General features: G+C 60.9%; 25 protein-coding genes. 11 read left to right on the plus strand and 14 right to left on the minus strand.

Annotation, left to right across the window (positions count from 1 at the left end; translation table 11 throughout):
- Positions 1 to 18 precede the first annotated feature (18 nt).
- The 3 genes from RA302_RS18365 to RA302_RS18375 form a co-directional block, all read right to left on the minus strand.
- Positions 19 to 498, minus strand: a complete 480-nt coding sequence (locus RA302_RS18365; protein ID WP_003944512.1) for a DUF5130 domain-containing protein — start codon at positions 496 to 498, stop codon at positions 19 to 21.
- A complete protein-coding gene (locus RA302_RS18370) occupies positions 485 to 748 on the minus strand; it encodes a hypothetical protein (RefSeq protein WP_007730943.1) in 264 nt (87 codons plus the stop codon). The genes RA302_RS18365 and RA302_RS18370 overlap by 14 nt, the downstream gene beginning before the upstream one ends.
- A 146-nt stretch (positions 749 to 894) precedes the next feature.
- Positions 895 to 1,593, minus strand: a complete 699-nt coding sequence (locus RA302_RS18375; RefSeq protein WP_003944465.1) for an HNH endonuclease — start codon at positions 1,591 to 1,593, stop codon at positions 895 to 897.
- 182 nt (positions 1,594 to 1,775) lie between these two features.
- Here RA302_RS18375 and RA302_RS18380 point away from each other — a divergent pair, with 182 nt between their 5' ends.
- Complete coding sequence (locus tag RA302_RS18380) at positions 1,776 to 2,183, plus strand: globin (protein ID WP_003944464.1); 408 nt, start codon at positions 1,776 to 1,778, stop codon at positions 2,181 to 2,183.
- A 4-nt stretch (positions 2,184 to 2,187) separates the two neighbouring features.
- Here RA302_RS18380 and RA302_RS18385 read toward each other — a convergent pair whose 3' ends face one another.
- Complete coding sequence (locus RA302_RS18385) at positions 2,188 to 2,622, minus strand: cupin domain-containing protein (protein WP_007730941.1); 435 nt, start codon at positions 2,620 to 2,622, stop codon at positions 2,188 to 2,190.
- A 164-nt stretch (positions 2,623 to 2,786) separates the two neighbouring features.
- On the opposite strand from RA302_RS18385, the gene RA302_RS18390 reads away from it, so the two are divergent.
- Positions 2,787 to 4,385 carry a glycoside hydrolase family 13 protein gene (locus tag RA302_RS18390; protein ID WP_007730939.1) on the plus strand — a complete coding sequence of 533 codons (1,599 nt, stop codon included), beginning with the start codon at positions 2,787 to 2,789 and terminating at the stop codon, positions 4,383 to 4,385.
- 27 nt (positions 4,386 to 4,412) lie between these two features.
- Here RA302_RS18390 and RA302_RS18395 read toward each other — a convergent pair whose 3' ends face one another.
- The 5 genes from RA302_RS18395 to ettA all read right to left on the minus strand — a co-directional run bounded on the left by RA302_RS18395 (position 4,413) and on the right by ettA (position 12,558).
- Positions 4,413 to 5,099, minus strand: coding sequence for a hypothetical protein (locus tag RA302_RS18395; RefSeq protein ID WP_007730934.1), 687 nt, complete (start codon positions 5,097 to 5,099; stop codon positions 4,413 to 4,415).
- On the minus strand, positions 5,092 to 5,511 hold the full coding sequence (locus RA302_RS18400; protein WP_003944573.1) for a thioesterase family protein: 420 nt from the start codon (positions 5,509 to 5,511) through the stop codon (positions 5,092 to 5,094). Before RA302_RS18400 ends, RA302_RS18395 begins: the two co-directional genes overlap by 8 nt.
- Positions 5,508 to 10,355, minus strand: a complete 4,848-nt coding sequence (locus RA302_RS18405) for an NAD-glutamate dehydrogenase (RefSeq protein WP_007730933.1) — start codon at positions 10,353 to 10,355, stop codon at positions 5,508 to 5,510. Before RA302_RS18405 ends, RA302_RS18400 begins: the two co-directional genes overlap by 4 nt.
- A gap of 99 nt (positions 10,356 to 10,454) precedes the next feature.
- Positions 10,455 to 10,874 (minus strand): acyl-CoA thioesterase, encoded by a 420-nt coding sequence (locus RA302_RS18410; protein WP_003944475.1) that lies wholly within the window; start codon positions 10,872 to 10,874, stop codon positions 10,455 to 10,457.
- Positions 10,875 to 10,878: 4 nt separating this feature from the next.
- On the minus strand, positions 10,879 to 12,558 hold the full coding sequence (ettA, locus tag RA302_RS18415) for an energy-dependent translational throttle protein EttA (RefSeq protein WP_007730925.1): 1,680 nt from the start codon (positions 12,556 to 12,558) through the stop codon (positions 10,879 to 10,881).
- 464 nt (positions 12,559 to 13,022) lie between these two features.
- Here ettA and RA302_RS18420 point away from each other — a divergent pair, with 464 nt between their 5' ends.
- A complete protein-coding gene (locus tag RA302_RS18420; protein WP_265155189.1) occupies positions 13,023 to 14,537 on the plus strand; it encodes an MFS transporter in 1,515 nt (504 codons plus the stop codon).
- 61 nt (positions 14,538 to 14,598) lie between these two features.
- On the opposite strand, the gene RA302_RS18425 is transcribed toward RA302_RS18420, so the two are convergent.
- From RA302_RS18425 to RA302_RS18445, 5 genes are all read right to left on the minus strand, one after another.
- Positions 14,599 to 15,777, minus strand: coding sequence for an acyl-CoA dehydrogenase family protein (locus RA302_RS18425; RefSeq protein WP_338477435.1), 1,179 nt, complete (start codon positions 15,775 to 15,777; stop codon positions 14,599 to 14,601).
- A 127-nt stretch (positions 15,778 to 15,904) separates the two neighbouring features.
- Positions 15,905 to 16,543: a TetR family transcriptional regulator gene (locus RA302_RS18430; protein WP_070159568.1), complete on the minus strand. Its 639-nt coding sequence runs from the start codon at positions 16,541 to 16,543 to the stop codon at positions 15,905 to 15,907.
- 127 nt (positions 16,544 to 16,670) lie between these two features.
- Complete coding sequence (locus RA302_RS18435; protein WP_070159571.1) at positions 16,671 to 17,549, minus strand: IclR family transcriptional regulator; 879 nt, start codon at positions 17,547 to 17,549, stop codon at positions 16,671 to 16,673.
- Positions 17,550 to 17,867: 318 nt separating this feature from the next.
- The gene (locus RA302_RS18440; RefSeq protein ID WP_070160232.1) at positions 17,868 to 18,914 is read right to left on the minus strand and encodes a phosphotransferase family protein; all 1,047 of its coding nucleotides are present in this window, start codon (positions 18,912 to 18,914) and stop codon (positions 17,868 to 17,870) included.
- Positions 18,911 to 19,543: a TetR/AcrR family transcriptional regulator gene (locus tag RA302_RS18445; RefSeq protein ID WP_007733365.1), complete on the minus strand. Its 633-nt coding sequence runs from the start codon at positions 19,541 to 19,543 to the stop codon at positions 18,911 to 18,913. Before RA302_RS18445 ends, RA302_RS18440 begins: the two co-directional genes overlap by 4 nt.
- Positions 19,544 to 19,718: 175 nt before the next feature.
- Here RA302_RS18445 and RA302_RS18450 point away from each other — a divergent pair, with 175 nt between their 5' ends.
- Genes RA302_RS18450 through RA302_RS18485 form a run of 8 tightly spaced genes read left to right on the plus strand, consistent with a single transcriptional unit; the run spans position 19,719 to position 25,977 of the window.
- The gene (locus RA302_RS18450) at positions 19,719 to 20,567 is read left to right on the plus strand and encodes a CoA-transferase (protein WP_218102562.1); all 849 of its coding nucleotides are present in this window, start codon (positions 19,719 to 19,721) and stop codon (positions 20,565 to 20,567) included.
- Complete coding sequence (locus RA302_RS18455; protein WP_065456260.1) at positions 20,564 to 21,322, plus strand: CoA-transferase; 759 nt, start codon at positions 20,564 to 20,566, stop codon at positions 21,320 to 21,322. Before RA302_RS18450 ends, RA302_RS18455 begins: the two co-directional genes overlap by 4 nt.
- On the plus strand, positions 21,319 to 22,449 hold the full coding sequence (locus tag RA302_RS18460) for a nitronate monooxygenase (RefSeq protein WP_042446094.1): 1,131 nt from the start codon (positions 21,319 to 21,321) through the stop codon (positions 22,447 to 22,449). Before RA302_RS18455 ends, RA302_RS18460 begins: the two co-directional genes overlap by 4 nt.
- A gap of 1 nt (position 22,450) precedes the next feature.
- Positions 22,451 to 23,326: an SDR family NAD(P)-dependent oxidoreductase gene (locus RA302_RS18465; RefSeq protein ID WP_065456259.1), complete on the plus strand. Its 876-nt coding sequence runs from the start codon at positions 22,451 to 22,453 to the stop codon at positions 23,324 to 23,326.
- Positions 23,313 to 24,104, plus strand: coding sequence for an SDR family oxidoreductase (locus RA302_RS18470; RefSeq protein ID WP_065456258.1), 792 nt, complete (start codon positions 23,313 to 23,315; stop codon positions 24,102 to 24,104). Before RA302_RS18465 ends, RA302_RS18470 begins: the two co-directional genes overlap by 14 nt.
- A gap of 27 nt (positions 24,105 to 24,131) precedes the next feature.
- Positions 24,132 to 24,581, plus strand: coding sequence for a MaoC family dehydratase N-terminal domain-containing protein (locus tag RA302_RS18475; RefSeq protein ID WP_003945322.1), 450 nt, complete (start codon positions 24,132 to 24,134; stop codon positions 24,579 to 24,581).
- Positions 24,578 to 25,000 carry a MaoC/PaaZ C-terminal domain-containing protein gene (locus RA302_RS18480; protein WP_030537578.1) on the plus strand — a complete coding sequence of 141 codons (423 nt, stop codon included), beginning with the start codon at positions 24,578 to 24,580 and terminating at the stop codon, positions 24,998 to 25,000. The genes RA302_RS18475 and RA302_RS18480 overlap by 4 nt, the downstream gene beginning before the upstream one ends.
- Positions 24,997 to 25,977 carry an NADPH:quinone oxidoreductase family protein gene (locus tag RA302_RS18485; protein ID WP_065456323.1) on the plus strand — a complete coding sequence of 327 codons (981 nt, stop codon included), beginning with the start codon at positions 24,997 to 24,999 and terminating at the stop codon, positions 25,975 to 25,977. The genes RA302_RS18480 and RA302_RS18485 overlap by 4 nt, the downstream gene beginning before the upstream one ends.
- Positions 25,978 to 25,983 lie beyond the last annotated feature (6 nt).

The following is a 25,983-nucleotide window of genomic DNA, read 5'->3' on the forward strand; positions in this document are numbered from 1 at the left end:
CCTGTGTCTGACAAACAGTTACGGCGCTGAAATTGCGGCTGCCATAACGCGGATGGCACTGATCAGTCCGTCGATCAGGTTGCCTTCACTGAAGGATGCAACAGCTGCCGTTGCTCCGAGCTGGGTAACACGATCGGTGACCCGATCGGCGATTGCCCGACCGCTGCGAACCTCGACGGTGCGCTGGTTGGGCGAAACGGCGATCAGGACGGAACGCTCGGCTTCGGGCGTGGTCGGGAACAATGCGTCGGCACCCGCTGCCGGATCAGAACCGAGATCACCGACGTACGCGTTGAACCGCACCTTGGTGGCCCGCGTCGCTTCAGTCATCGCGACGTCGAGCGCGACCAGATCCATGGTCTCGAACGGAAGATCGTCGGTGAACGGCTCGCCGATGCGATGCACACCGGATACGCGTCCACTGGACGTGACGACGCTGCCGACGGGCAGGTCCTCGGGCGCTACTGCGAGCGCGGTCGAATGATCACCACTTGCCACTTGCGGACCCTCCGATCAGATCAGCCGAACCGGCTTCGATTGCGTGTGCACTGCCGTGATGGCCACCGCGAACGGTGACCTCGTCGACAGCACTCCACAGCACGGGAGCGTGATCCCACGACTCACCGAGATGGAACGCCGGCGGAACCGGTCCCGGCGTCTTCTTCCCGAGGAAGGACGCAGCCGCGAAGAACGCGGTGATCAAGGCCGGAATCCCAACGTATATCAGTACTACCTCGAGAATGCTCACACCAGATAACGTAGCCCAGAACGCCAGGAAGGAAAGCGTCAGGGCCACAAATTCTCGGGCAATTTCGTTTCGGTGACGCTAGAACTCAATTCAGGCTGCGCCCACGCCGACACATTGCTCAGGCTGCGCCCACGCCGACACATAGCTCAGGCTGCGCCCACGCCGAGATAAGGCATCCACGCCGGATGCAATTCCTTGGTCGCCGCGAGCAGACGCCAGTGAGGTCCGGACGGCGGGACCAGTTCCGCACGGAGGGTCCATCCGAGTTCGCTGAGCATCTTGTCGGCCTTGCGGTGATTGCAGGGGGCACAGCACGCGACGCAGTTCTCCCACGAATGCCCGCCACCTCTGCTGCGAGGAACGACGTGGTCGATGGTTTCGGCTTTGGCTCCGCAGTACGCACATCGGAAGTGGTCACGATGCATCAGTGCGGCACGGGTCATGGGGATGCGGGCGCGATATGGAACGCGCACGTAGGTGCGCAATCGAATGACCGAGGGAACCTGCACCGACCAGTCCGCGGAATGGACTACCGGGCCCTGTTCGTCCTCGTGGACGGTATCGGCCTTGCCGCAGGCCATCAGTACGACCGCGCGCCTGGCAGGAAGGGCGGTCAGCGGTTCGTACGTGACGTTGAGCAGTAGCACCCGACGTTTCACCCACTCGGGGACTACGCGATCGGGAGGGAACATCTCGAGGTGAGAATGCTCGTCGGAAAAGAGTGGGTCGGCAGTGTGCGCGAACCCGTCAGGAACAACTTCCAGAACAGCCCCTAACGCGTGGTCGTTCCGCGCGCTAGTGGGCTGGAGTTGTCGGTGATTGCGTGCAGCATGTCGGTTCTTCATACGACCTCCGGGAGACTGCCCCCAAGTTGACCACGGATGATCGCGTTACGCACTCCCATTTCGAACAAAATTGCCAGGACGGCCGGTGAATTTCCGGTGAATGGGTACGCACTCCGACTCGATACAACCGTCGTCGACCCGGAAACCGACCACTACGGCCGTCAGGCACAATGGAACTTGCCATGAATGACGTACAGCACGACGTGCAGCAGACCTTCTACGACGCCGTCGGCGGAGCCGAGACGTTTCACAAGCTCACCGCGCGATTTTACGAAGAAGTCGCGAAGGACGAGGTTGTGCGCCCGCTCTACCCCGAGGCCGATCTCGGCCCGGCCGAGCGGCGGATGCGGATGTTCCTCGAGCAGTACTGGGGCGGACCGCACACGTACTCGGAGGAGCGTGGACACCCGCGTCTGCGGATGCGCCACAATCCATTCGTGATCGGCCCGATCGAGCGTGATGCGTGGCTGCGGTGCATGCACGTCGCCATCGCGTCCATCGACGAGAAGACTCTGAGCCCGGTGCACCGCAAGCAGTTGATCGACTACATGGAGATGGCTGCCGCGTCCATGGTGAACTCCGCTATCTGACCGTCTACTTAGCCTTCGGCCTGAACACGCGCGCGACCCGGCGGGCAGCGCGTACCCCGAACGACACCGTGGGATGCAGGGGCGAACTCAAGATTGCATGCTTGCGCACGTACTCTTCGACCTCCCACTCCGACCAACTGCCCGCACGGAAGAGTGCGGCATCGCCGACACTCAGGGTTCGCTCGGCGATTCCGTCGGCCTGAACGGTGACCGACCCTTCGATGATGTGCACGATTTCGTCCGCGTGGAAGTACCAACGGAAGCGCCCCTTCGTGCAATCCCAGACGTGTGTAGTCGTGGTCCCGTCTTTACTCGCCGACCATTGCGCCGACCGTGCAACCGGTGTGCCGAAGATTATCCAGTCGCGGTTGATCGGATCATCTTCGAGCAGTACATGATCCAAACTGACCGCTTCGATTGCCGACAAAGTCAAGGCCAAGCCCCCTTGGTTGAATTCCCGAATACTTCTCCCCCGGCAGTAACACCAAAGTTGCCACATGGTGTCACGGCGTGAATGCAAAGTACACCAAGGCTAGGTAAAGAGTCACGCTTTTGCCGTGTCCAAGTCGTGAGAGTGCCAGACGTTTGGCACTATGAACTGCTGTGAGCACCCCCGCGGATTCGTCCTCTGTAAGCCGGCCCGAAGCCCCGTGGTGGAACGAGGCGGTCTTCTATCAGATCTATCCGCGTTCTTTTGCCGATTCGGGCAGCGACGGTATCGGCGACCTCGGCGGAGTCGAGGAGAAACTCGGCTACCTCGAACTGCTCGGCATCGATGCAATCTGGTTGAGCCCGGTGATGAAGTCACCGATGGCAGACCACGGCTACGACGTCTCGGATCCTCGCGACATCGATCCCCTGTTCGGCGATCTGGCGACGATGGATTCGCTGATCACGTCAGCCCACGAGCGCGGAATCAAGGTCACGATGGACCTGGTCCCGAACCACACGAGTGATCAGCACGAGTGGTTCAAGGCAGCCCTGGCGTCAGCGCCCGGTTCTGCGGAGCGATCCCGCTACATCTTCCGAGACGGCAAAGGTGAGAACGGCAACGAACCGCCGAACAACTGGCCGAGCATCTTCGGCGGCCCGGCATGGACCCGCGTCACCGAAGCCGACGGAACACCCGGCCAGTGGTACCTGCACATCTTCGCCAAGGAACAGCCCGACCTGAACTGGGACAACCCCGAGGTCTTCGACGACCTCGCCAAGACTCTGCGCTTCTGGCTCGAGCGCGGAATCGACGGATTCCGCATCGACGTGGCCCACGGAATGGCCAAGCCCGACGGTTTGCCGGACCACGACTGGGAGCTCAACGAGCTCATGCGCAATTCCGACGACGACCCGCGGTTCAACAACCCGGCAGTTCACGAAATCCACCGCGGCATCCGCAAGGTCATGGACGAGTTCCCGGAGGCGATGACCGTCGGCGAGATCTGGGTGAAGGACAACCAGAAGTTCGGCGAATACATCCGGCCAGACGAACTGCATCTCGGATTCAACTTCCGACTTGCAGAAACCGAATTCTCCGCCGAGTCCGTCCGGGAGGCCGTGGAGAACTCTCTTGCGGCCGTCGCCGAGGTCGGGGGTGTGCCCACGTGGACGCTGTCGAATCACGACGTCGAACGTGAAGTCACGCGCTACGGCGGGGGTGAGATCGGAACGCAACGCGCACGGGCGATGATCCTCGTCGAACTGGCGCTTCCGGGCGCGAGCTTCATCTACAACGGAGCCGAACTCGGCCTGCCGAACGTCGACCTGCCCGACGAGGCACTACAGGACCCGGTCTGGGAACGATCCGGACATGCCGAGCGAGGACGCGACGGCTGCCGAGTGCCCCTTCCGTGGGAAGGAAGCGAACCCCCGTTCGGATTCACCACCGGCGCGAGCACCTGGTTGCCGATGCCACGCGAGTGGTCGACGCTCACGGTGGAGGCGCAGATCGAGGACGTCGACTCGATGCTCTCGCTGTATCGCGCCGCACTCGAACTTCGTAGCGCCAGGCCGGAGTTCTCCGGCGCGGACATCGATTGGTACGGCAGTCCCCCCGGCTGCCTCGCTTTCCGTCGACGCGGTGGTCTGATCTGTGCTCTCAACACCACGGAGGTGCCGATCGCACTGCCGAACGGGCAGCTGCTGTTGAGCAGCGCACCACTCGTCGACGGTCAACTACCCGTCAACGCTGCGGCGTGGCTGATCTGAGAGAACACGCACCCGCCACCTGAACTCCTATCGTGCGACCATCAGCGGTATCGAACCACCGCGGTGACGGTAGATCGAACCGAACCGTGCATCGAGCCGCACCCAGGATTTGCTCGCCCGCACCCGAACCAGTTCCGAGGCGTCGATCTGCTCGAGGTCGATGTCGGCGGTCATCGCCTCGGACCCGGCGTGCGGAACGAATCCCATTGCGGTCAAGGCAAAAATAACCCGCATCGAGATCCCGACCGTGCCGGATGGACCACTGACCTCGAGCACGTCCTGATCGAGCAACGACGCCGGCGGACCGTGACTACTTCCATGCTCGAGCGCCAAGGCGTTGCCCCGCTGCGCCAGTTCGATCAGCACCCGGGCGGGTACGTCGTCCAGGTGCTCGAAGCCGTCCATCGGCGGCAACGCCCCACGCCACGCCGAATCCATGGCGAACCCCGGATCGATCAGCTCACTTGTCGCCTGCTCCACCGCCGAGAGCAACTGATCGCCGGCAGCCGAGGTGTCGTCAGGGTTGATGGTGCCCGCCACGGTTCGCGTAGCGAGAGCGTCGAAACCCGTTGACGCCCAAACGCTCAGGTGAGCATCTCCGCGTCGACGCATCCGGATGACCGTGGACTCGTCCAAACGCAAGGCATGACCGATGAAGCCGGCCAAGTTCTTTCGCTCGGCCTCCTCGGGCACGGTCAGTACACGTTCATGCACGTTGCCAGCTCTCCAAGTACTCGCGCTCGGGCCCGCTGAGGCGACGCAAACGTTGAGTGTCGATATCGAAGGCCGCGATCTGAGTCGACGCCACGATGGACGGCGGGACACTGAGATCCGCACCGCGGGGGCGAACCTCGTACGCGATGGTGAAGTCCACCGCGCGCACCTTTTCCACCCACATGAAGACGTCGAGCGGCGAATCGTCGTGCCGCAGTTGGCCGCGGTACCGCACATGGAGATCGGCAATCACGGCCCCGTCACGCAGGGTGACCGTCGGGCGCGAGTCTTCGAACAACCAAGGAATCCGCGCCTCTTCGAGCAACGTCACCATCCGTGCGTGGTTGATGTGCTGGAAGGCATCCATGTCGGACCACCGAACCACAACTTCGGCGTGGAATCCTTCGCTCAACGTCCTACCTCCGATCGGGTGCCCATGCTGCGCACCATGCTACGAACCTGACGCGCCGCCACCGAGAGCGTCGCGAGGTCAAGCGTCCCAGACTCGAAGATCTCGACGAGAGCTGCCCTCGCCCGGCTCAGACGCGAGGCGTTGGTCGACTCCCATTCGTCGATCTTCTCCTGCGGCGACTCCCCCGGCTCGCCGCCGGCCAGAACCTCCATCGTCAGCTGCCGAAGCGAACTGTAGAGGTCGTCTCGCAACGCGAGCCTCGCGAGCGAGTGCCATCGATCGCCGCGCTCGAGTCCCGAGACCGCGCTCAGCAACCAGTCGATTCCCAGATGCGCGTCCAAGGCGTAGTACAGCTCCGCGACTTCGGTGATGTCGTGATCTGCGATGTCGGCGATATCCGCGATGTCGAGCAGGCAGTAGACGTCGAGCAGTCGGAACACGTCCAGCGCCAACGCTTCCGGAGCCCCGCGATCGATCACCGATTGAGCCCGCACCAGCAGATCGTCGAGTTGATGGCCCGCAAGCAGCCCCGGAACCAGAGGTGCCGTCGCCCGATACGCCGCCGAGTAACGCGCTACCTCGGCGCCGACGGCGATCGGCTGGGGCCGATTGGCCAGGAACCACCGCGACGCGCGGTCGAGCAAGCGGCACGACTCCACGATCAGCTCGTTTTCGATCTCTGCACTGACGCCCGCCGAGCGGATTCGCGACCACACCTCGTCGAGCGCAAACACCTCTCGCACAGCGGCGTAGGCACGGATCGAGTCGGTACTGCTCGCTCCGGTCTCCTCGGCCAAGCGGTAGGCGTACGTGATTCCGCCGTTGTCGATCACTTCGTTCACGAGCATCGTCGCGACGATCTGCCGCCGCAACGGGTGTGCCTTGATCTCCGTTTCGAACCGATCGCGAACAGCGGTCGGGAAGTACTGCGGGATCTGCTGGGCGAAGAAATCGTTGTCCGGCAACTCGGTTGCGAGCAGATCGTCCTTGAGTGAAAGCTTGACGTGCGCCGTCAGCGTCGCCAATTCCGGCGACGTCAGACCCACTCCGGCCTCGAGTCGACGCTCGATCTCCTTGTCGGTCGGCAACGCCTCGAGCTTGCGGTCAAGGCCACGTGCCTTGGTCAGATCCGTCAACTGACGGCGGTGAACACCGAGCATCTGAGAAGCGGTCACGCGGGAGATTCCGAGCAGCGCGTTCTGAGCAATGTTGTCCGCCAACACCAGCGCCGCCACGTCGTCGGTCATCGACGCCAGCAACGGATTCCGTTCCTGCGTGGGCAGTAACTGCGAACGCACGAGCGAATCGAGAAGAATCTTGATGTTCACTTCGTGATCGGAGCAGTCGACGCCGGCCGAGTTGTCGATGGCGTCGGTGTTGATGTGACCGCCGCTGGCGCTGAACTCGATTCTTCCCAGAGCAGTGACGCCGAGGTTGCCGCCCTCCCCGATCACCTTGACCCGCAGATCTTGACCGTCGACACGCACGGCGTCGTTGCTCTTGTCGCCGACCTGCGCATTGGTCTCGGTCGACGCTTTGACGTATGTACCGATTCCGCCGTTCCACAGCAGATCCACCGGTGCCGACAGAATCGCCTGCATCAATTCCGGCGGCGAGAGCTTCGTGACCCCCTCGGCCAGACCCAGTGCGATCCGGACGCTTTCGGCGATCGGAACCGACTTGACCGTGCGGTCCCAGACGCCGCCACCTTCACTGATCAGGCTCTTGTCGTAGTCGGCCCATGACGACCGTGGCAACTCGAAAAGTCGTTGACGTTCGACGAACGAGCTCGCTGCATCCGGGTTCGGATCGAGGAAGATGTGTCGATGGTCGAACGCGCCCACCAGACGGATGTGCCGACTGAGGAGCATTCCGTTGCCGAACACGTCTCCGCTCATGTCGCCGACGCCTACCGTCGTGAAATCCTGCGTCTGCGTGTCGACCCCGAGTTCGCGGAAGTGCCGCTTGACGCTTTCCCAGGCGCCGCGAGCGGTGATACCCATGCCCTTGTGGTCGTATCCCACGGAGCCACCGGAGGCAAACGCGTCGCCGAGCCAGAAGTCGTACTTGGCGGCAACCGAATTGGCGAGATCCGAGAACGTCGCCGTGCCCTTGTCCGCGGCGACCACCAGGTAGCGATCCTGATCGTCCTTGCGCACCACTCGATCCGGCGTCACAACTTCGCCGGTAGCCGCGTGCACGTTGTCGGTGATGTCGAGCAATCCGGAGATGAACGTGGTGTAGCAGGCCTTGCCGGTTTCCAGCGTCGCCATTCGATCAACGGCCGGATCACCCGTCGGCAGAGGCGGATTCTTCACGACGAAGCCGCCCTTGGCGCCGACCGGCACGATCACCGCGTTCTTGACGGCCTGAGCCTTCACCAAGCCGAGCACCTCGGTGCGGAAATCCTCGCGCCGGTCGGACCAGCGGAGCCCGCCGCGCGCGACTGCGCCGAATCGCAGGTGGACGCCTTCGACCTCGGGTGAGTACACGTAGATCTCGAAAGCCGGCCGCGGCTTGGGCAACTCGCTGATCCGTGAGGGATCGAGCTTGACCGACAGGTAGTCGCGAGAGCGGCCATCGGCGTCGACGACGTAGAAATTGGTACGCAAGGTCGCCTTCACCAAGGAGAACATTCCACGCAGAATGCGATCGGCATCCAAGCTGAGTACCTCGTCGATGGACGCACGCAACTGCTCGTCCAATTCGGCGACGCGAATGTCGTCCTGCTTCTCGGGGTCGAACATCGCCTCGAACAACTGCACCAATGCAAACGCGGTCTGCGGGTGTGTAAGCGCGATTCCTTCGATGTGGAACTGACTGTATGGAAATGTGGCCTGGCGCAGATACTTTGCGTAAGCACGCAGCACCACGGCTTGCCGCCAGGACATTCCGGCCCGCAGCACCAACTCGTTGAATCGGTCAGCTTCGGCCCGGCCGAACCAGACTGCACCGAATGCAGCCGTGAATCGCTTCTGGACCTCGGTCAGCGGGGCGGTACTGGTCTCGAGCGGCACCTGCGCATCGAGGTCGATCTCGACCGACGCCCGAAGATCCGCCGGTACCGACAATCCGAAATCGTAGATCCAGCACTGAACGCCGTCGAGTCGCTGCACGACGTGCGGCCGCTCGTCGAGAACTTCGACGCCGAGTGACTGCAGCACCGGTAGCACCTGGCTCAACGAGATACCGTCGCCGCCGACGAAGAGCGTGAAGCGCCAGGCACCGGGCGCGGAGTCCACAGCACGATAGAGCAGTACGTCGATCGCGCCTGGCGCCAACGCCTCGAGTCGGGCGATGTCGGCCAACGCGCGTGACGGTTCGAAGTCCTCCTTGTATCCATCGGGAAGCACCCGCGAATACCGCTGCACCAGTTCCGGATCCACACCCGGACTTTCACGAACAAGGTCGTTGATGCGGTCGTCCCAGCTACGACTGACTTCGGTCAACAGAGCCTGAACTCGCTCGCGGTTGGCCTCGGAGACATCCAGATGAACCGGCTCACTGTCCGGATCGCGCCGGATCGTCACGTGCAACAGCGCAAGATCGTTCTCGGTAACCCGGGCGGTGTAATCGACTGTGCCTGGTCCGAATTCGCGCCACAGCAGGTTTTGCATCGCCAGTCGCACCCGCGTCGTGTACCGGTCGCGGGGTAGGTACACCAAGCAGGACACGAAGCGTCCGAACGTGTCCTCGCGGACAAAGAGTCGCACCTGTCGACGCAGCCCGATGCTGTGCACGGCGTGGACGGTCTCGAACAAGGTCTCGGCGTCGCTCGAGAACAACTCGGTGCGTGGGAACGACTGGATGACCTCGAGCATCGCCTGACCGGAGTACGAATGCAGGTCGACACCGGCACGCGCGATGACTTCGCGAACGCGGCGCTCGATCAGAGGAATCGCGAGGACGTTCTCGTGGAGTGCGACCACGGTGAACACACCCAGGAATCTGTGCTCCCCCACGATGTTTCCCTCGTCGTCGAGGATCGAGACACCCACGAAGTACGGGTAGACAGCGCGGTGCACCGTGGCGGGGAACGATCCCTGCGTCAGGACCAGAAGCGGTCGATCCGGGAGATCTGCGACGGGAGGCAAACTCATCGGGCCTTCGGTGACCGCGTCGGAGCGCAGCACGCCGAGTCCACTGCCGGCGACCGTGCGTGAACCGTCCTTCGTTCCCTCGAATCGCCGGTATCCGAGCACGGCATAGTTTCCGTCCGCCATCCACCGCAGCAGCCGGGCGGTGTCGGAGAATTCTTCGGGGGTGATCCTCCCGGAGGCAGTTTCTGCGGCACTCTCCAACTCGTCGGCAACGCGCAGTTGCAATGCCTTCATGTCCGGTGTGTCACCAACCACCTGGCGGACGTCCGCGAGCACCTTGCCGAGGTGTGCTTCGATCGCGTCGAGAGCGGAATCCTCGACTTCGGAGTCCAACTGGACGTGCATCCAGGATTCTTGGATACCGCTGTCGCCCAAGGACATCAGATTGCCCGAGTCATCGCGTTCAACCGTCAGGATCGGATGGGCGAATTGACTGATTCCCACACCTTGTCGGTTGAGCATCGCGGTAACGGACTCGACGAGCAACGACATGTCGTCGGTGACGATCTGGACGGCAGCGCCGAGACCCTCGGATCCTGACGGGCGGTACACACGCCATACGGCCGTGCCCGGGGTCCGCTGCCTCCCGAGCGCAAGATGCGCGAGCAGGACTCGATCCGATCGACCGTTGATGACGTCGTCGCTGTCACCCTCGTCGATATGCGTGAAAAAGGCCTCGCGAAGACGCGTCAACAACGTCGCTTCGTCGAGGCCTGTGCCCTGCTGCCGTACACGGTCTGTCATTCCTGGCTCACATCCTTGTGGGTTCTGATCGCCGCGACCAATCTCTGACTCGAGACTAGCCGCGGCAACCAGTACCTAGGGTGAACTGAGAAACGAAATCTACGATGTCGTCATCTGAACAAGCGATGCTTCGAGCACCGCGCGTTCGCTGTCCGCCAGCGGTCTGGACTTTTCGGACACCGTGTCGAATCCGACCATCAACGCGTCGCCGAAAGCGCATTCGACACCCGCGTTGTCACGGATGACGTGCCGAACCGTGAACGAGGAAGTCCCGACGTGAGTCGTGAAGATCTCTACGTTCAAGGGACCGGACCGATCGGTGACCGGCTTGAGGAACTCGACGGTCATCTTTCGAACCACGAGGTATCCCGGCCGGCCGCCGAGCGGCGCCAGTTTCGCTTCCAGAAACTGGATGCGCGCTTCCTGCATGTACTCGACGTAACGCGTGTTGTTGACGTGACCCAACCGGTCGGAATCGCCCCACCGGACCTGGATCTGCGCTGTGTATACGTCGGACACCGGATCAGTCCCTGGTGAGCTTGCGGTGAGTCACGCGGTGCGGGCGTGCGGCGTCGGGGCCGAGTCGCTCGACCTTGTTCGCCTCGTAGCCCTCGAAGTTGCCCTCGTACCAGTACCAAGCTGCCTCGTTGTCGCCGAAGCCACCTTCCCACGCGAGGATGTGGGTACAGGTCCGGTCCAGGAACCAGCGATCGTGCGAGATCACGACGGCGCAGCCGGGGAACTCTTCGAGAGCGTTCTCCAGCGAGCCGAGGGTTTCGACGTCGAGGTCGTTGGTGGGCTCATCGAGCAGGATCAGGTTGCCGCCCTGCTTGAGCGTCATCGCCAGGTTCAGGCGGTTGCGCTCACCACCGGAGAGGACGCCGGCCGGCTTCTGCTGATCGTGGCCCTTGAAACCGAACGAGCTGATGTACGCGCGCGAGGGGAACTCGGTCTGGCCGACGACGATGAAATCGAGCCCGTCGGACACGGTCTCCCAGACCGTCTTCTTGGGGTCGATTCCGGAACGGTTCTGGTCGACGTAGCTCAGCTTGACCGTCTGACCGATCTTGACCTCACCGGCGTCAGGCTCCTCGAGACCGACGATGGTCTTGAACAGCGTCGTCTTACCGACGCCGTTGGGGCCGATGACGCCGACAATTCCGTTGCGCGGCAACGTGAACGAGAGATCCTTGATCAGAACGCGACCGTCGAAGCCCTTGTCGAGGTTCGAGACCTCCACGACCACGTCACCCAGGCGCGGCGGTGCCGGGATCTGGATCTCGTCGAAGTCGAGCTTGCGCGTCTTCTCTGCTTCGTTCGCCATTTCCTCGTAGCGATCGAGACGAGCCTTGTTCTTGGCCTGGCGGGCCTTGGCGCCGGAACGAACCCATGCGAGCTCGTCCTTGAGGCGCTTCTGCAGCTTCTGATCCTTCTTGCCGGCAACTTCGAGGCGTGCAGCCTTCTGCTCCAGGTAGGTGGAGTAGTTGCCCTCGTACGGGTACAGGCGTCCGCGGTCGACTTCACAGATCCACTGCGCGACGTGATCGAGGAAGTAGCGATCGTGAGTCACGGCGAGGATTGCGCCGGGGTAAGCAGCGAGATGCTGCTCGAGCCACAGGACAGATTCGGCGTCGAGGTGGTTGGTGGGCTCATCGAGGAGCAGGAGGTCGGGCTTGCTCAGCAGCAGCTTGCAGAGCGCAACGCGTCGCTTCTCACCACCGGAGAGGTGGGTGACCATCTCTTCCGGCGGGGGGCAGCGCAGGGCGTCCATAGCCTGCTCGAGCTGCGAGTCGATCTCCCACGCATCTGCGTGATCGAGCTTCTCCTGCAGCTCGCCCATCTCTTCCATGAGCTCGTCGGAGTAATCCGTAGCCATCAGCTCGGCGATCTCGTTGTACCGCTTGAGCTGGACCATCGTCTCTCCGAGACCGTCCTCGACGTTCTCGCGAACAGTCTTGGTCTCGTCGAGCTCCGGCTCCTGCATGAGGATGCCGACGGTCGCGCCCGGAGCCAGGAATGCCTCGCCGTTGCCCGGCTGGTCCAGTCCGGCCATGATCTTGAGGATGCTGGATTTACCAGCGCCGTTCGGTCCGACGACACCGATCTTCGCGCCGGGGTAAAAGCTCATCGTGACGTCATCGAGGATGACCTTGTCACCGTGCGCCTTGCGCACCTTCTTCATCGTGTAAATGAACTCAGCCATGACCGCCAGCCTATCGGTGTTTGTCCTATAACCCACATTGCGCGTTGGCGCTCACACCGATGCGGGTTCTGCGGACAGTCCGAGGTCATCGACCAGATTCGTCGACAGGCTTCTCGAGACCCACGAATTCTGCGATGGGAGCGCTGTCCCAGGGATCCGCACCATCCGAGGTACGCACTTTCCGATCAGGGTCTCTCCCAGGTGCGCTCGAGCCCCAAGTTGCGCTTCGACAGAGATCCGATATCTCCCTGTAACTGTCGAATTGGGCACGTACACAAAAGCTTTCTCCCAACAGATGGAAAACGCCATGGCGAACAAGACCCTAGGCGAACTGTGATGTGACTTACACGGACGGCAGGGATCGCGTCGTCCGCACCTCAGCTCATTGCTCGCCGGACCGAAGTCGACCTCGCACTCCGAGAACTGTGTCCGCGCACTCCGAAAGGACCGCCCCAATGACCTCTATGCCGTGCCCAACCGATCCACCGGACTCATCCACTGACAGCCCTCCGACCCCTCAACGGTGGACGCCTCGCCTCGCCCTCTCCCTTGCGGCTCTGGTGCTCCTTCTCGAGACGCTCACCATCAGCTACCTGATGATTTCGATGGCGATTCCTTCGATTGCAGCGCACTACCGAACCACTCAAGGGGCCTGGCTCCTGACCGCGTTCCTCCTCGTCGGAGCCATCACGGCACCTCTCGTCGGAAAGCTCGCCGACATGTACGGCAAGCGCAGACTCCTCTTGGCGTGCGTGACGATCGCAGCGGTGGGTGCATTCATCTGCGCCGTCGCCGACAGTTACGCGGTGATGCTCGTCGGACGATCTGTATCGGGGTTGCTCATTCCCTGCCTCTTCCTTAGTTACTCACTCATACGAGATGTATTCCCACCGAAGAAAGTGGCGCTAGCGGTCAGTATTGCTACGAGCGGAATGGGATTGATCGCCATACCTGCGCCATTTCTCACCGGATGGTTGATCGATCATTACGGCTTCCGAAGCATCTTCTGGTTCTTCGTGATCGTTCTGGTCCTTCTGCTCGGCATGATCGCTGCAACTACTTCCGAATCGTCGGTTCGGTTGCGTTCCACGCTCGACCTGCTCGGCGCCGCCCTTCTCGGCGCCGGAATTGCCGGTGTCTTGATTGCGGTGAGCATCGGCCCCTCGAACGGATGGACACATATCTCAACCGTCGGCTACTTGGCCGGTGGAATCATTCTGTTGGGAGCGTGGCTCATCTCCGCACGACTTGTCCAGGATCCGCTGATCGACCTGCATGTTCTCGGCAATCGACCGGTACTTCTCACCGCCGTCGGCGCCGGTTTCACCTATGCCGCTGCCGGCTTGTACTCGATCCTGCTCCCAATGCTGGCCATGACACCCGCGACCTTGGGGCTGGGCTACGGATTCGGGGTTACCGCAGAGGGTTTCGCTGTGTTTCAGGCGCCTATCGGCGGCATGGTGGTAATCGGGGGCATTGTCGTCGGACTACTCGTCAGCAGAGGGATACGCCCTCGAGGACTTCTCATCGCAGGATTGTCGGCAATGACACTCGGATTTGTCCTGACGTCACTCGTACACGACAACAGAATTCTGCTCATTCTTTTCGCCGCACTGTTCGGGTGCGGAATGGGCCTCGCCTATGCGTCTATTCCAAATCTCTTGATAGAAGCTGTGCCAGCGGAACTCCAGGCGACTACAGCAAGCATCGTGGGAGTGTTTCAGAGCGTATTTCCGGCAGTGCTTCCCGTCGTCGCGTTCAGCGTCATGAATGTCGCGTACATTGCGCCACTCTCCCCCGAAGTAACGAAAGGCGTTGTCTTCTATACTGATACCGGATTCCAGATGGCATTCATGATAGGTGCCGCGGCCACCACTCTCGGCGTCGTTGTCGCGTTCATGCTTCCAAGGTCGATTGAACGATTGCGCAAGCCGACTGAATCGAATCCGAATCGATCCGAGGTCGTAGCCACCAACTGACACAAGACCAGTGCGGCCGTGCCACGAAATGACCCGGCCGCGCTGGTCCGACCGAGCAGATTCAGATCATTGCCCGGTGGATACCCTGCGGTTCGCCACCGAGCTGCGAGAGCGTCGACGCATGGAAAATGGAGCCAGGTACGTGGATCGCATGTGCCAAACCGGCATGAGCATCACGCCAGAACCGCTGCATCGGCGTGTTCAACTGCAAAGCCCCACCACCGGAACGAGCAAAGATCTCGTCCACCGCACGCACCGCCCGCCACGCAGCAGCAGTCTGCGTACGGCGACCGATCGCACGAAGCTCGAACGAAACTTCCTGCCCCTTCTCCGTCATGTCCCAAAAACGATCCACCGTCTCCAAGATCGCAGCCCGAGAAGCAGCGATCTCGGCCGCCGCCTCACCGATCGCGAACAGCACGTACGGATCTTCCTTGATCGGAACACCACTGACCGTCACACGCTCACGCTGCGCCGCCATGTTGCACGCCAACGCACCCTCGGCGATACCGATCAACGACGAAGTGATCCCCAACGGGAAAATGCACGAGAACGGGAACTTGTACAACGTCTCCGTACGACCCGCTTCCTTCCACGCCGTCCCGTCGAAAACCTTTCCGGCGTCGATCGTGCGGTACGTCGGCAAGAACGCATCCTTGACGATCAGATCCTTCGACCCCGTACCGCGCAGACCCACGACATTCCAGCTGTCCTGGTCGATGTCGTAATCCGAACGCGGCAACAACACGTGCAGAATCTTCGGCGGCATCAACGGCTTACCGGACTCGTCACCGACCATCGCACCGATCATGATCCAGTCACAATGATCGGTACCCGAGGAGAACGACCAACGACCGTTGAGGATGTACCCACCCTCGACCGGCCTCGCCACACCCATCGGCGCATACGGCGACGCCATCCACGTATCAGGATCGGTTCCCCACACCTCTTCCTGAGCCTTGCGGTCGAAGAACGCAAGCTCCCACGGATGCACACCGACGATGCCGCTGACCCAGCCCGTGGCACCGTCCATCGCGCCGATAGCCATTGCCGTCTCGGCGAATTCACGCGGATGCGCCTCGAGGCCACCGAACTCCTTCGGCTGGAACATCCGGATGACGCCGGAGTCGCGCAAGCGCTTCGCGCTGCCGTCCGTCAAGCGCATCAGCTTGTCACCCTCGACCCCGTCAGCGCGGATCTCGTCGGCGAACTGTGAGATGTTGTCCAGAACCTGACCCATGATCTTCCGCCTCCATTGATAGCCCGCCAACCTTCAATAAAGTAGAACACGTTCTAGAAAAATGCGGAAGTAGAACGGCCCGTTCTTACAGCACCGATCAATACGAATGCGACAAGGCCAGTGGTGTTCAGGTCGACACGTGCCCCAGTCCCGCAGTGAGAATGCGAATACACCTCACCGCAACTTCCGCAGGCGAGCCGTCGCCATACGCCGGGGACTCCCCGTCAACCCACGCGGCAACGGCCATCCGCTGGGCCGTGTTCGCTGCAATTGCAAGCAAACGCACTTCCAGAGGGTCTGCGCCGGGCCCCATCAATTCACGCAGTACGAGCACCAATGCAGTCTCGGTGTCGTTGACCAAGCTCAGCCACACGTTCTGAAGCGCCGGATCGCCAGGAATTATCCTTTGAAGTTGGCGAATCAACGCAATCGCGTCGGGTGTCGCAGCAGGTGAATTCAGTGCAACGCGGGCGGCGGATTCCAGCACCTGAACAACAGGCGTACCCGGCGAACTGGACGCGATATACCTGAGCCATTCGTCGATCCCGTTGGCGAGTATCGGCCTCACTGCATCTTCCTTCGTCCGGAAGTATCGATAGAACGTGCGAAGTCCGATTCCAGCCTCGCGTGCAATGTCGTCGGCAGTCACCGGATTCTCGCCGCGAAGAACAAAAAGCTCTGCAGCACAACGTGATATCTCCAGCTTTGTCTGGTCCTTCCGCCGTTGGGTGAGCGACGGGGAGTTAGACGCTGAACCATTCATCATGCCAGTATGGCACGGTGCGCCACCGCGCTTCGGAGTCGAACAGGAAGAGCCCCGACGTAGGCTGCGGAAGCCCCAAACCGTCCACTTCGCCTTCGATCTGTTCCGGGACCGACCGGACATCGAGACGTCAGGCCAGCCTCGTCTCACCCCCGTCGCCATTTGACGCGATTCGAGCAGGCAGCGCAGGACAGAGGTTGCGGTCATTGACGTTCTCGAATGCAAACGCCTGCGCACCTGCCGACGGCAACGCACGGAGTTCCCGCATGCTGCGTTGAATATCGAACCGGGTCGCAGATTGGCCGACTACTCTCCAAATCGATGAAGCCACAAGGCGGACAGGTACCGTACTTCGGTAGTCGAGTTTGAGCATCGCCGACGGGCCGGAAACAGAAACGCCGGCAATCGCGTGTCCTTGCGGCCCAACCGGCGCAGCAACGCAATTGAGGCCGGGACTCAACGATCCAGCACCGTACGCTACGCCGGAATCACGTATTCGACTGAGCTCCTGCCTTAGACTCATCGGCGCTTCAGCGCCGACAGGGAAGCCTCCGAACGCAAGGAGCGCACGTCCAAGAGCCGACCTGTCAGCCGAAGAACGTTCGCCGACCCGAGTGGGAACTATGCCGGCCAGCATTCCGCCGATCTTGTCGAGGTAGACGACATCCGATGCGTCCAGCACTCCGAACTGCACTACCAGGCCGGTCACTCGATGCAGTTCGCGGAGAAACGGCAAGGCAACCGAGTGCAATCGATCCTGATGTATTGCAAGGCTTCCCAGCTCCATCAACCTGATTCCAAGCGTGTAATCGCTACCATCCCGCCGCAACCACTTCTTGGCGACGAGCTGCTCGAGCATGCGATGCGCCGACGAACGAGGCAAGCCGGTAATTCGCGAAACTTGACGGAGGGTGAGCTGTCCGGACACCTCGAAAGCATCCATGATCGACGCCAGTCGATCCAGGACCCCCACCGGGGTCGTAGCGTCTGCCAGAGCGAAAGCTTGCATGCGAGTTCCTTGGAGTTATTCCCACAACCGATGGTGCATGTGGGGCACATGGGGCCGAAAAGCGCTACCCAGGCTTACTGGTTACCGCCCGCTGCAACAGCACCGCGGCGCCAGGCCGTCCGTCACTGTCGAGTGTTCGAGCAACCTCAGTGTGACACATTGTGCCATGTTGGCATAGTGTGTAGATAGAAAAACTTCAGGAGCATTCACAGAAGGATCACGGTGGACGCTAACGCCACAATATGAACAAAGAAGACCGAAAAACGTTGCCCCGGAAGCACCTTCCACTAGTCCAGAAAGCCGAACGGAAGATATCCGTCAAATCCGTTGGGCCATTCGCCACGCTTGTGCCGCAAGCCTGTCCGCCTGGGCGCCGAACGATTCCGCCGACCGCTCGATTTCGCCCATCGCGCCGCGCAGTGTACGGCTGTACACGCCCTCGACAATGCAAGCGATCTTCCACCAGTTGAACGCGATGTAGAAGTCGATACTGAAGTCCGAATTTGGTTGGGCCGCAGAGATATAGACGTCCAACAGCTCATCGCGCGACGGGAAACCTTCGATTCGAGTCGGAGCATTCTCCAATGCACAAACATCGTCATCGGGTTCGGCCCAATAGACCAACAGTTGGCCCAGGTCTGCCAAGGGGTCACCCACCGTGGCCAGTTCCCAATCCAGTATTCCGGCGATCACGCCGTCGGCGCCGACAATGCAGTTGTCAAGGCGAAAGTCACCGTGCACGACGCTGCTACTGCACTGAGGGGGAATATTTCGAGACAACTTGGCATGTGTGCGTTCGAGGTCGAGGCTATCTCGCACACGATCACCCTTCCAGTTCCGCAACCACCGATTCAACTGACGATCGATGTAGTCCGTCCGATCGGCCAGAGCATTCCATCCGATCTCACGAGGGTCGACCGAGTGCAGGGCGGCAAGATTGCGAACCAGTTCCGCGGCCAATCCGGCTCGCGTTTCGTACGGGATTTTCGCGCGTACTACCTCCGGATCACGCAGGACTGCGCCGTCGATGAAGTCCATGACAAAGAACGGAGCACCAGTCACAGATTCGTCAATGCACTTGCCTACAACGATCGGTGACGGAACCGGCACGTTCTGCAGTCGCTCGAGAATGTCAGCTTCGCGAATTACATCATGGGCGGATGCATGCCTGATTCCGAGCGGGGGTCGACGTAGCACCCATCGAGAACCTGCCTCGTCGCTCACCGAGTAAGTCAGGTTCGAGCGTCCACCGGCGATCCGTTCGAATTCGAGCAATCCTTGCGTGGCATCGGGCAGATACTCACGGAACCACGCCGCCACCAGGGGCTCACACAAACCGTTGTCGCCCTGCGGTGCCGGGTTCACGACCTCACACCCTCTCGCGCGGGACCACTTCCGACAGATGCTGATTTCAGCGGCGCATCGATGCCGTCGAGAAACACCGAAACGACGGCATCGGCGAGCTCTGAAAGACCGAACTCCTCTGTGGGGCTGAACCATCGGAGCGACAACCACACAGCGTCGCGAATCAGTCCGTAGAGAATCTCCGCCGGCAGGTCCGATCGAAACTCGCCTGCGCTCATTCCGGATTCGATAACAGCGATCCAGGCGTCCTTGGTGCTACGGGCGGCCTCACGGATGTCGTGATAGGAGTCAAGTTTCCGGAGATAGGTGCTGTTGTTCTGATAGATCTCGGAGGCGTGTGGGTGCGCCTGACTGACCTGAAACGAAGCTCGAACCAGCGAACCGAGGCGAGTACGTGGGTCACCGGCAGATTCCAGGATCGACCCGTATGCACTCGTGAGCGCCTGAAGATATTGTGTGACAATCGTATTCGCGATTGCATCCTTCGATGGGAAGTAGTGATAAAGGCTTCCGGACAGAATTCCCACCGCATCAGCGATATCGCGAACTTTGGTGCCCGCGATCCCCTTGGTGGCGAACAGTTCTGCAGCCTGTTCGAGTATCAAGTCGTGACGATCCGACCATTCCATTCAAGTCCTCCTGACGAGTCTTCACGTGTCACCTCTGACGAGGTTGCAATTTTGACTCTATACCGCGAATCAAACGTTTGCTACAGTCGCTCCGTACCGCGTAGCAAACGTTTGATACGAGACTTTGAGCGCTCGTGAAATACCAGGAGAGGACGGACGCGTGTCGGACAAGACAATGTCGGAAGCAGATGTCGTAAGTCGACTGAGATCGGGAATGACAATCGGAATCGGCGGGTGGGGTTCGCGCCGGAAGCCGATGTCACTCATCCGAGAGATCCTCAAGTCAGAACTGACCGATCTGACCGTTGTGTCGTACGGCGGAGCTGATGTGGGGTTGTTGTGCGCAGCCGAAAAGGTTCGAAAGGTTGTGTTCGGTTTCGTCTCGCTGGACTCGATACCCCTGGACCCTCACTTCAGAGCAGCCCGACAGGCTGGTCGTATCGAGGTCAGCGAATACGACGAGGGCATGCTCCAATGGGGCCTGTACGCGGCCGGGATTCGTATGCCCTACCTGCCGACTCGCGCGGGACTCGGTTCCGACGTCCTCCGGGTGAATCCGGAACTGCAGACGATCGTCGATCCTTATGCGGGCGAATCATTGGTTGCGATGCCGGCGCTCCCCCTCGATGCCGCGCTGGTACATATGAACCGCGCGGACATGCATGGCAATGCCCAATACCTCGGGCCGGACCTGTACTTCGACGACCTGTTCTGCCTAGCTGCCGAATCGGTCTATGTCTCTTGCGAACAAGTGGTTCCCACTGCGGAGTTGACCGCGGATGCACATCCGTCGACGATTCGAATTCCCCGGTTGCTTGTATCGGGAGTCGTTCACGCTCCAGGTGGTGCGCATTTCACATCCTGCGTACCCGACTACGATCGTGACGAGGCTTTCCAACTCGAATATGCCACTGCAGCAAAAGATCCAGAAGCTTGGCAACGCTTCGTCGACCGATATCTGTCCGGCTCCGAGGCCGACTACCAGAGACTCGTCGCTGCGGAATTCGAAGGAGTGCCGGTATGAGCGACGCCACTCGGGCAGAGGTCTGCGCGATCGCGTGCGCCGAGGCGTACCGAGGCAACGGTGAAGTGATCGCGAGCGCATTCGGCGTGATACCTGCAATCGGTGTGCGATTGGCGCGTCACACTTTCGAACCCGATCTCGTGTTGTCCGACGGAGAAGCGTCAGCCGTGCGCGGCACGTGGGCCGTCGACCGAACTCCGGCAGGCGAGGTCGAATCGTGGTTGCCCTTCAACCAGATCTTCAATCTCGTCTGGAATGGCAAACGGCACATCATGATGATTCCCACGCAGCTCGATTCCTATGGGAACTGCAACATCTCCGCGATAGGTGATCATTCGCGGCCGACAGTGCAACTCTTGGGAGTCCGCGGAGCGCCGAGCAATACCGTGCATCACCCGACAAGTTACTGGGTGCCGAAACACAGTGCACGCGTTCTCACTTCACAGGTCGACATGGTTTCCGGTGTCGGAAACGACAATGCACGCAAGGCCGGACCGTCGGCCAGCCGATACCACGAGTTACGACGAGTTGTCACAAATCTCGCAGTTCTGGACTTCGAGCCGGATAGCGGACAGTTGCGTCTGGTGTCGACTCACCCCGGCGTAACCGTCGAGGAAGTAGTAGCCGCAACCGGGTTCGAACTCCACCTGCCCAAAGCCGTACCCACTACTCGAACCCCCACAAGCGAGGAACTCGACCTGATTCGCAACGTCATCGATCCACGGAACCTACGTGACATGGAAGTACCGGCATGACCGTGCTGAACTCAGGTACCGGGCCACTGCACACCCGTATCTGCGAACTCTTCGGTGTGAAGTATCCGATTGTGCAGACCGGCATGGGGTACGTCTCGGACGCCCGACTTACGGCGGCCACAACCAAAGCCGGCGGTTTGGGAATCATCGCCGGGGCGATGCTGACCTACGACGAACTCGTCAGCGCCATCGATTACGTCAAAGACCGCACCGACCAACCATTCGGCGTGAACTTGCGAGCCAACCAGGACGACATCGATCGCAGAATCAAACTTCTCATTCGATCGGGGGTCAAGATCGCCTCCTTTGCGCTCGCACCGAACCAGGCGCTGATCGGCCGACTCAAAGATGCAGGCCTTGTTGTCGTGCCGTCGATCGGAGCTCGCAGACATGCCGAGAAAGTTGCAGCGTGGGGAGTTGACGCAGTTGTCGTTCAAGGCGGCGAGGGCGGCGGACACACAGGCGCAGTCCCCACGAGTTTGCTTCTGCCACAGGTTGTCGACGCCGTCGACATCCCCGTTATCGCGGCAGGCGGATATTTCGACGGCCGAGGTCTCGTCTCAGCACTCGCCTACGGTGCAGACGGAATCGCGATGGGGACTCGCTTCATGCTCACCAGCGATTCACCGGTGTCTCAGGCAGTCAAAGATGTCTATCTCTCGAAGTCGGTCAACGACACCGTGGTCACACTCGAGATCGACGGGGTTCCTCAGCGTGTGCTGCGCGCAGGAACGATCGATCAACTCGAATCAAGCCACGGACCGACGCGCATGTTACGTGCTGCCCGCAATGCTGTTGCTTTCCAACGTCTCTCGGGAACACCCTGGTCGAAGTTGATACGTGAAGGCCTGGAAATGCGGAAGAGCCACGAACTCGGCTGGCGGCAAGTTGTGATGGCCGCCAACGCACCGATGCTGTACCGATCCGCACTCCTCGACGGCCGCACGGATATCGGAGTCATGGCGACCGGGCAGGTCGTCGGACTGATCGACGACATCCCCAGTAGCGCAGAACTCGTCGAACGCATCATGCAGGACGCGGAGGCCGTCCTTGCTCGACTCACACCCGCACCCGAATTGGACAGTCGAGTCTTGTCAACTGAAAACGTGAAAGGAACAACGAACTGAAATGAATCAGCTGAAAGATCGAGTAATCATAGTAACCGGCGCCGGTCGTGGTTTGGGCCGGGAGCACGCCCTGCTACTTGCGGCCGAAGGCGCAAGAGTGGTTGTCGACGACACCGGCGCCGGACCGGACGGGCACGGAAACGACATCAGTATTGCGGCATCGGTCGTCGACGAAATCGTCGCGGCCGGAGGAATCGCAGTTGCCAGTGTCGCGGACGTCACGACGATCGACGGCGCGAGCGAACTCCTGGACCTGGCCCTCGAGGCATTCGGCTCGGTCGACGGCCTGGTCAACAATGCCGGCATCCTGCGTGATCGAATGTTTCTGAACATGCCCGAGGCCGATTGGGACGACGTGATCTCGGGACAACTACGCGCTACATTCGCGCCCTGCACTGTATTCGGCAACTACTGGCGCGAGCGTTCGAAGTCGGGCGAAACCGTCGCGGCGTCGATCGTGAACGTATCGAGCACCTCCGGGCTGCTCGGTGCCGTCGGTCAGAGCAACTACGGCGCCGCGAAGGCCGGGATCGCAGCGTTGACAACGATCCTCGCACAGGAGGTCGCCCGATACGGTGTGCGAGTCAACGCAATTACGCCTGTGGCCAGGACACGGATGACCGAGAACGTTCCCGGTATCAAGGAACTTGTTGCAGCACCTGACGATCCGAGTACATTCGACACCTATCATCCAGGCAACGTCTCGCCAGTTGTGGCCTATCTGCTCACCGAGAAGTGCCCCGCCACTGGTCAGGTGTTTTACGCCAAAGGCGGCGAAGTCCGCCAGTTTCTCGGGTGGCAGTACGGAAAGACCATCGCCAGAGACTCGCGATGGACGGTGGAAGAGTTGACAGAGGCGATGAGTGAAATTGTCTGAGACGACTGCGCCGATCCCTGGTCCGGGACACGGCCTTGCTGAAGGCAAATCCGTTCTGGTGACAGCAGCAGCGGGAACTGGAATCGGATTCGCAGCGGCACAACGCTTTGCTGCCGAAGGTGCCCGACTGGCGATCAGTGACCGGCATGAGCGCAGATTGATCGCGGCCGCCGACCGCATCGAGTCCGAGTTCGGCACCCGCCCACTCACTGTTCCTTGCGATGTCACGGACAATCAGCAGATCGACGCAATGGTCGATCGGGTGGTTGCCGAGTATGGATCCATCGACGTCCTCATCAACAACGCAGGCCTCGGCGGGACGGCGAGCATTCAAAGTATGACCGACGAGCAGTGGTGTTCGGTACTCGATGTGACCCTGACGAGCACTTTCCGCACCACACGATCAGTGTTGAGAATCATGATTCCACGAGGGTCGGGGGTGATCGTCAACAACGCGTCGGTCATCGGCTGGCGTGCGCAGGAAGGGCAGTCGCACTACGCCGCAGCGAAAGCCGGCGTCATGGCGCTCACACGATGCTCTGCACTCGACGTGGCACCGCACGGAATCCGGGTCAACGCGGTTGCACCGAGCATCGCGATGCATCCTCACCTTGCCAAGGTGACCAGCGACGAACTGCTCGAACAGCTCAGCAAGAGTGAGGCTTTCGGTCGTGCGGCACAGCCGTGGGAGGTCGCCAACGTCATGGTCTTTCTTGCAAGCGACTACTCGTCGTACATGACGGGCGAAGTCGTTTCGGTAAGTAGCCAACATGCATAGCCACCCATGGGGTCTGAAGGAGAAGCTGTGGTCGACAAAGAGTCACTAGGTATCACGGGCACCCCGTTCCGTATGGACATCGAGCGCGGCAAGATTCGTGAGTTCGCCGTTGCCACGTATTCGAGCAATCGGAACTATGTCGAAGACGAGTTCCCGGTAGTGCCCCCGACGTTTCTCACCACGACCCTCCTCTGGCAGACAGAGGGCTCGGATCCGTGGCGGAAGGTAGAACTCGACGGCAAACGCGGACTCCATGCCGAACAGAAGTACGAGTTCTTCGGTCCACCTCCCCGCGCAGGTACTCGTCTGAACTGCACTTCGCGGATCGTCGACATCTACACGAAGCAGGGACGGAAGGGCGGCGAGATGACTTTTGCCGTGATGACAACGGATTTCGAAGACGAACAGGGAAATCTCATTGCTCGGGCAACTATGACCGGAGTGGAAACTGCTCGACCGACTGTGGAGGAATCTTGATCAACACAGTGTCAGTCCCGACCCCGTGGGTTGTCGGTCCGGTATCCCGCACCGATTTCGTCAGGTACCAAGGTGCGTCGGGAGACATGAATCCGATTCATCACGACCAGGTTTTCGCCGAGGCGGCGGGGTACCCGAGTCCGTTTTCGGTCGGGATGTTCCAAGCTGGGCTCCTGGCCACCTTCGCCACCGATTGGCTGGGTGCAGAGAACATCCGAGCGATACGAGTTCGGTTCCTCGAACAGGTTTGGCCCGAAGACACTCTGACATGCTCAGCGCTTGTCGAACGAACCTATGCGGACGACGAAGGTGACAAGATCGACGTCGAACTCGCCTGCACGCGGCAGACCGGCGGATTGGCGGTCAAGGCGTGGGCAACCTTCGTGCGGACGCCCCTCGTACCTTCGGAGCGGCCGTGAAGGCGCACGTATGTACCCAGCTGGGGTTGCCGAATCAACTGCAGTTCAAAGAAATTGACGATCCCACGCCGACACCGAACCAAGTTCTCGTCTCGGTCAAGGCGGCGGGTGTCAATTTTCCCGACGGGTTGATCGTCGCCGGAACGTATCAAACTAAACCCCCACTCCCCTTCATTCCAGGGTCGGAAGTCGCGGGTGTAGTGCACAGTGTCGGCTCGGACGTCCAAGGGGTCACCCCGGGGATGCGAGTCATGGCCTTCTGCGGCATGGGCGGATACGCGGAACTCGTGGCGGTCACCAGTGACAAGGTATTTGTCATCCCTGATTCCATGAGTTTCTCCGACGCTGCCGGATTCGTGGTTACCTACGGAACGTCCTACCACGCACTCGTCGACCGAGCTGCGATCCGACCAGGAGAGACATTGCTCGTCCTGGGTGCCTCCGGGGGCGTCGGGCTCACCGCAATCGAGATCGGCAAAGCATTGGGTGCACGCGTGGTGGCGGCGGCGTCCTCCGAAGCGAAACTCGAGGTCTGTAAGCAACATGGAGCAGACGAGTTGATCAACTACACAACGGGCAACCTTCGCGAACGAGTCGCACAGGTCGCACCGTCCGGTGTAGACGTGGTGTACGACCCGGTCGGTGGAGATCACGCCGCTACAGCGGTGCGCGCATTATCCACCGCAGGAAGATATTTGACGGTTGGCTACGCTTCGGGGCAGATTCCGAAGATCGGCATGAATCGCCTCCTCGTCGTTGGCGGGGCGCTACATGGAGTTCTCTGGGGCGCATGGGCGAAGCGGAATCCGGAGTGCAACGCGGACAACATGCGAGCGCTCTTCGACATGTACGACGGTGGCGCTCTGTCTCCTCATGTGAACAGCATCCACCCGCTGATCAATGCTCCTACCGCACTCGAGGAAGTCATGAGTCGACGAGCGCTGGGCAAAGTCATCCTCTCAACCAACCCCGAATGACAATTC

Source organism: Rhodococcus sp. DN22, assembly GCF_036669995.1.
Classification (GTDB): Bacteria; Actinomycetota; Actinomycetes; order Mycobacteriales; family Mycobacteriaceae; genus Rhodococcus_F; species Rhodococcus_F erythropolis.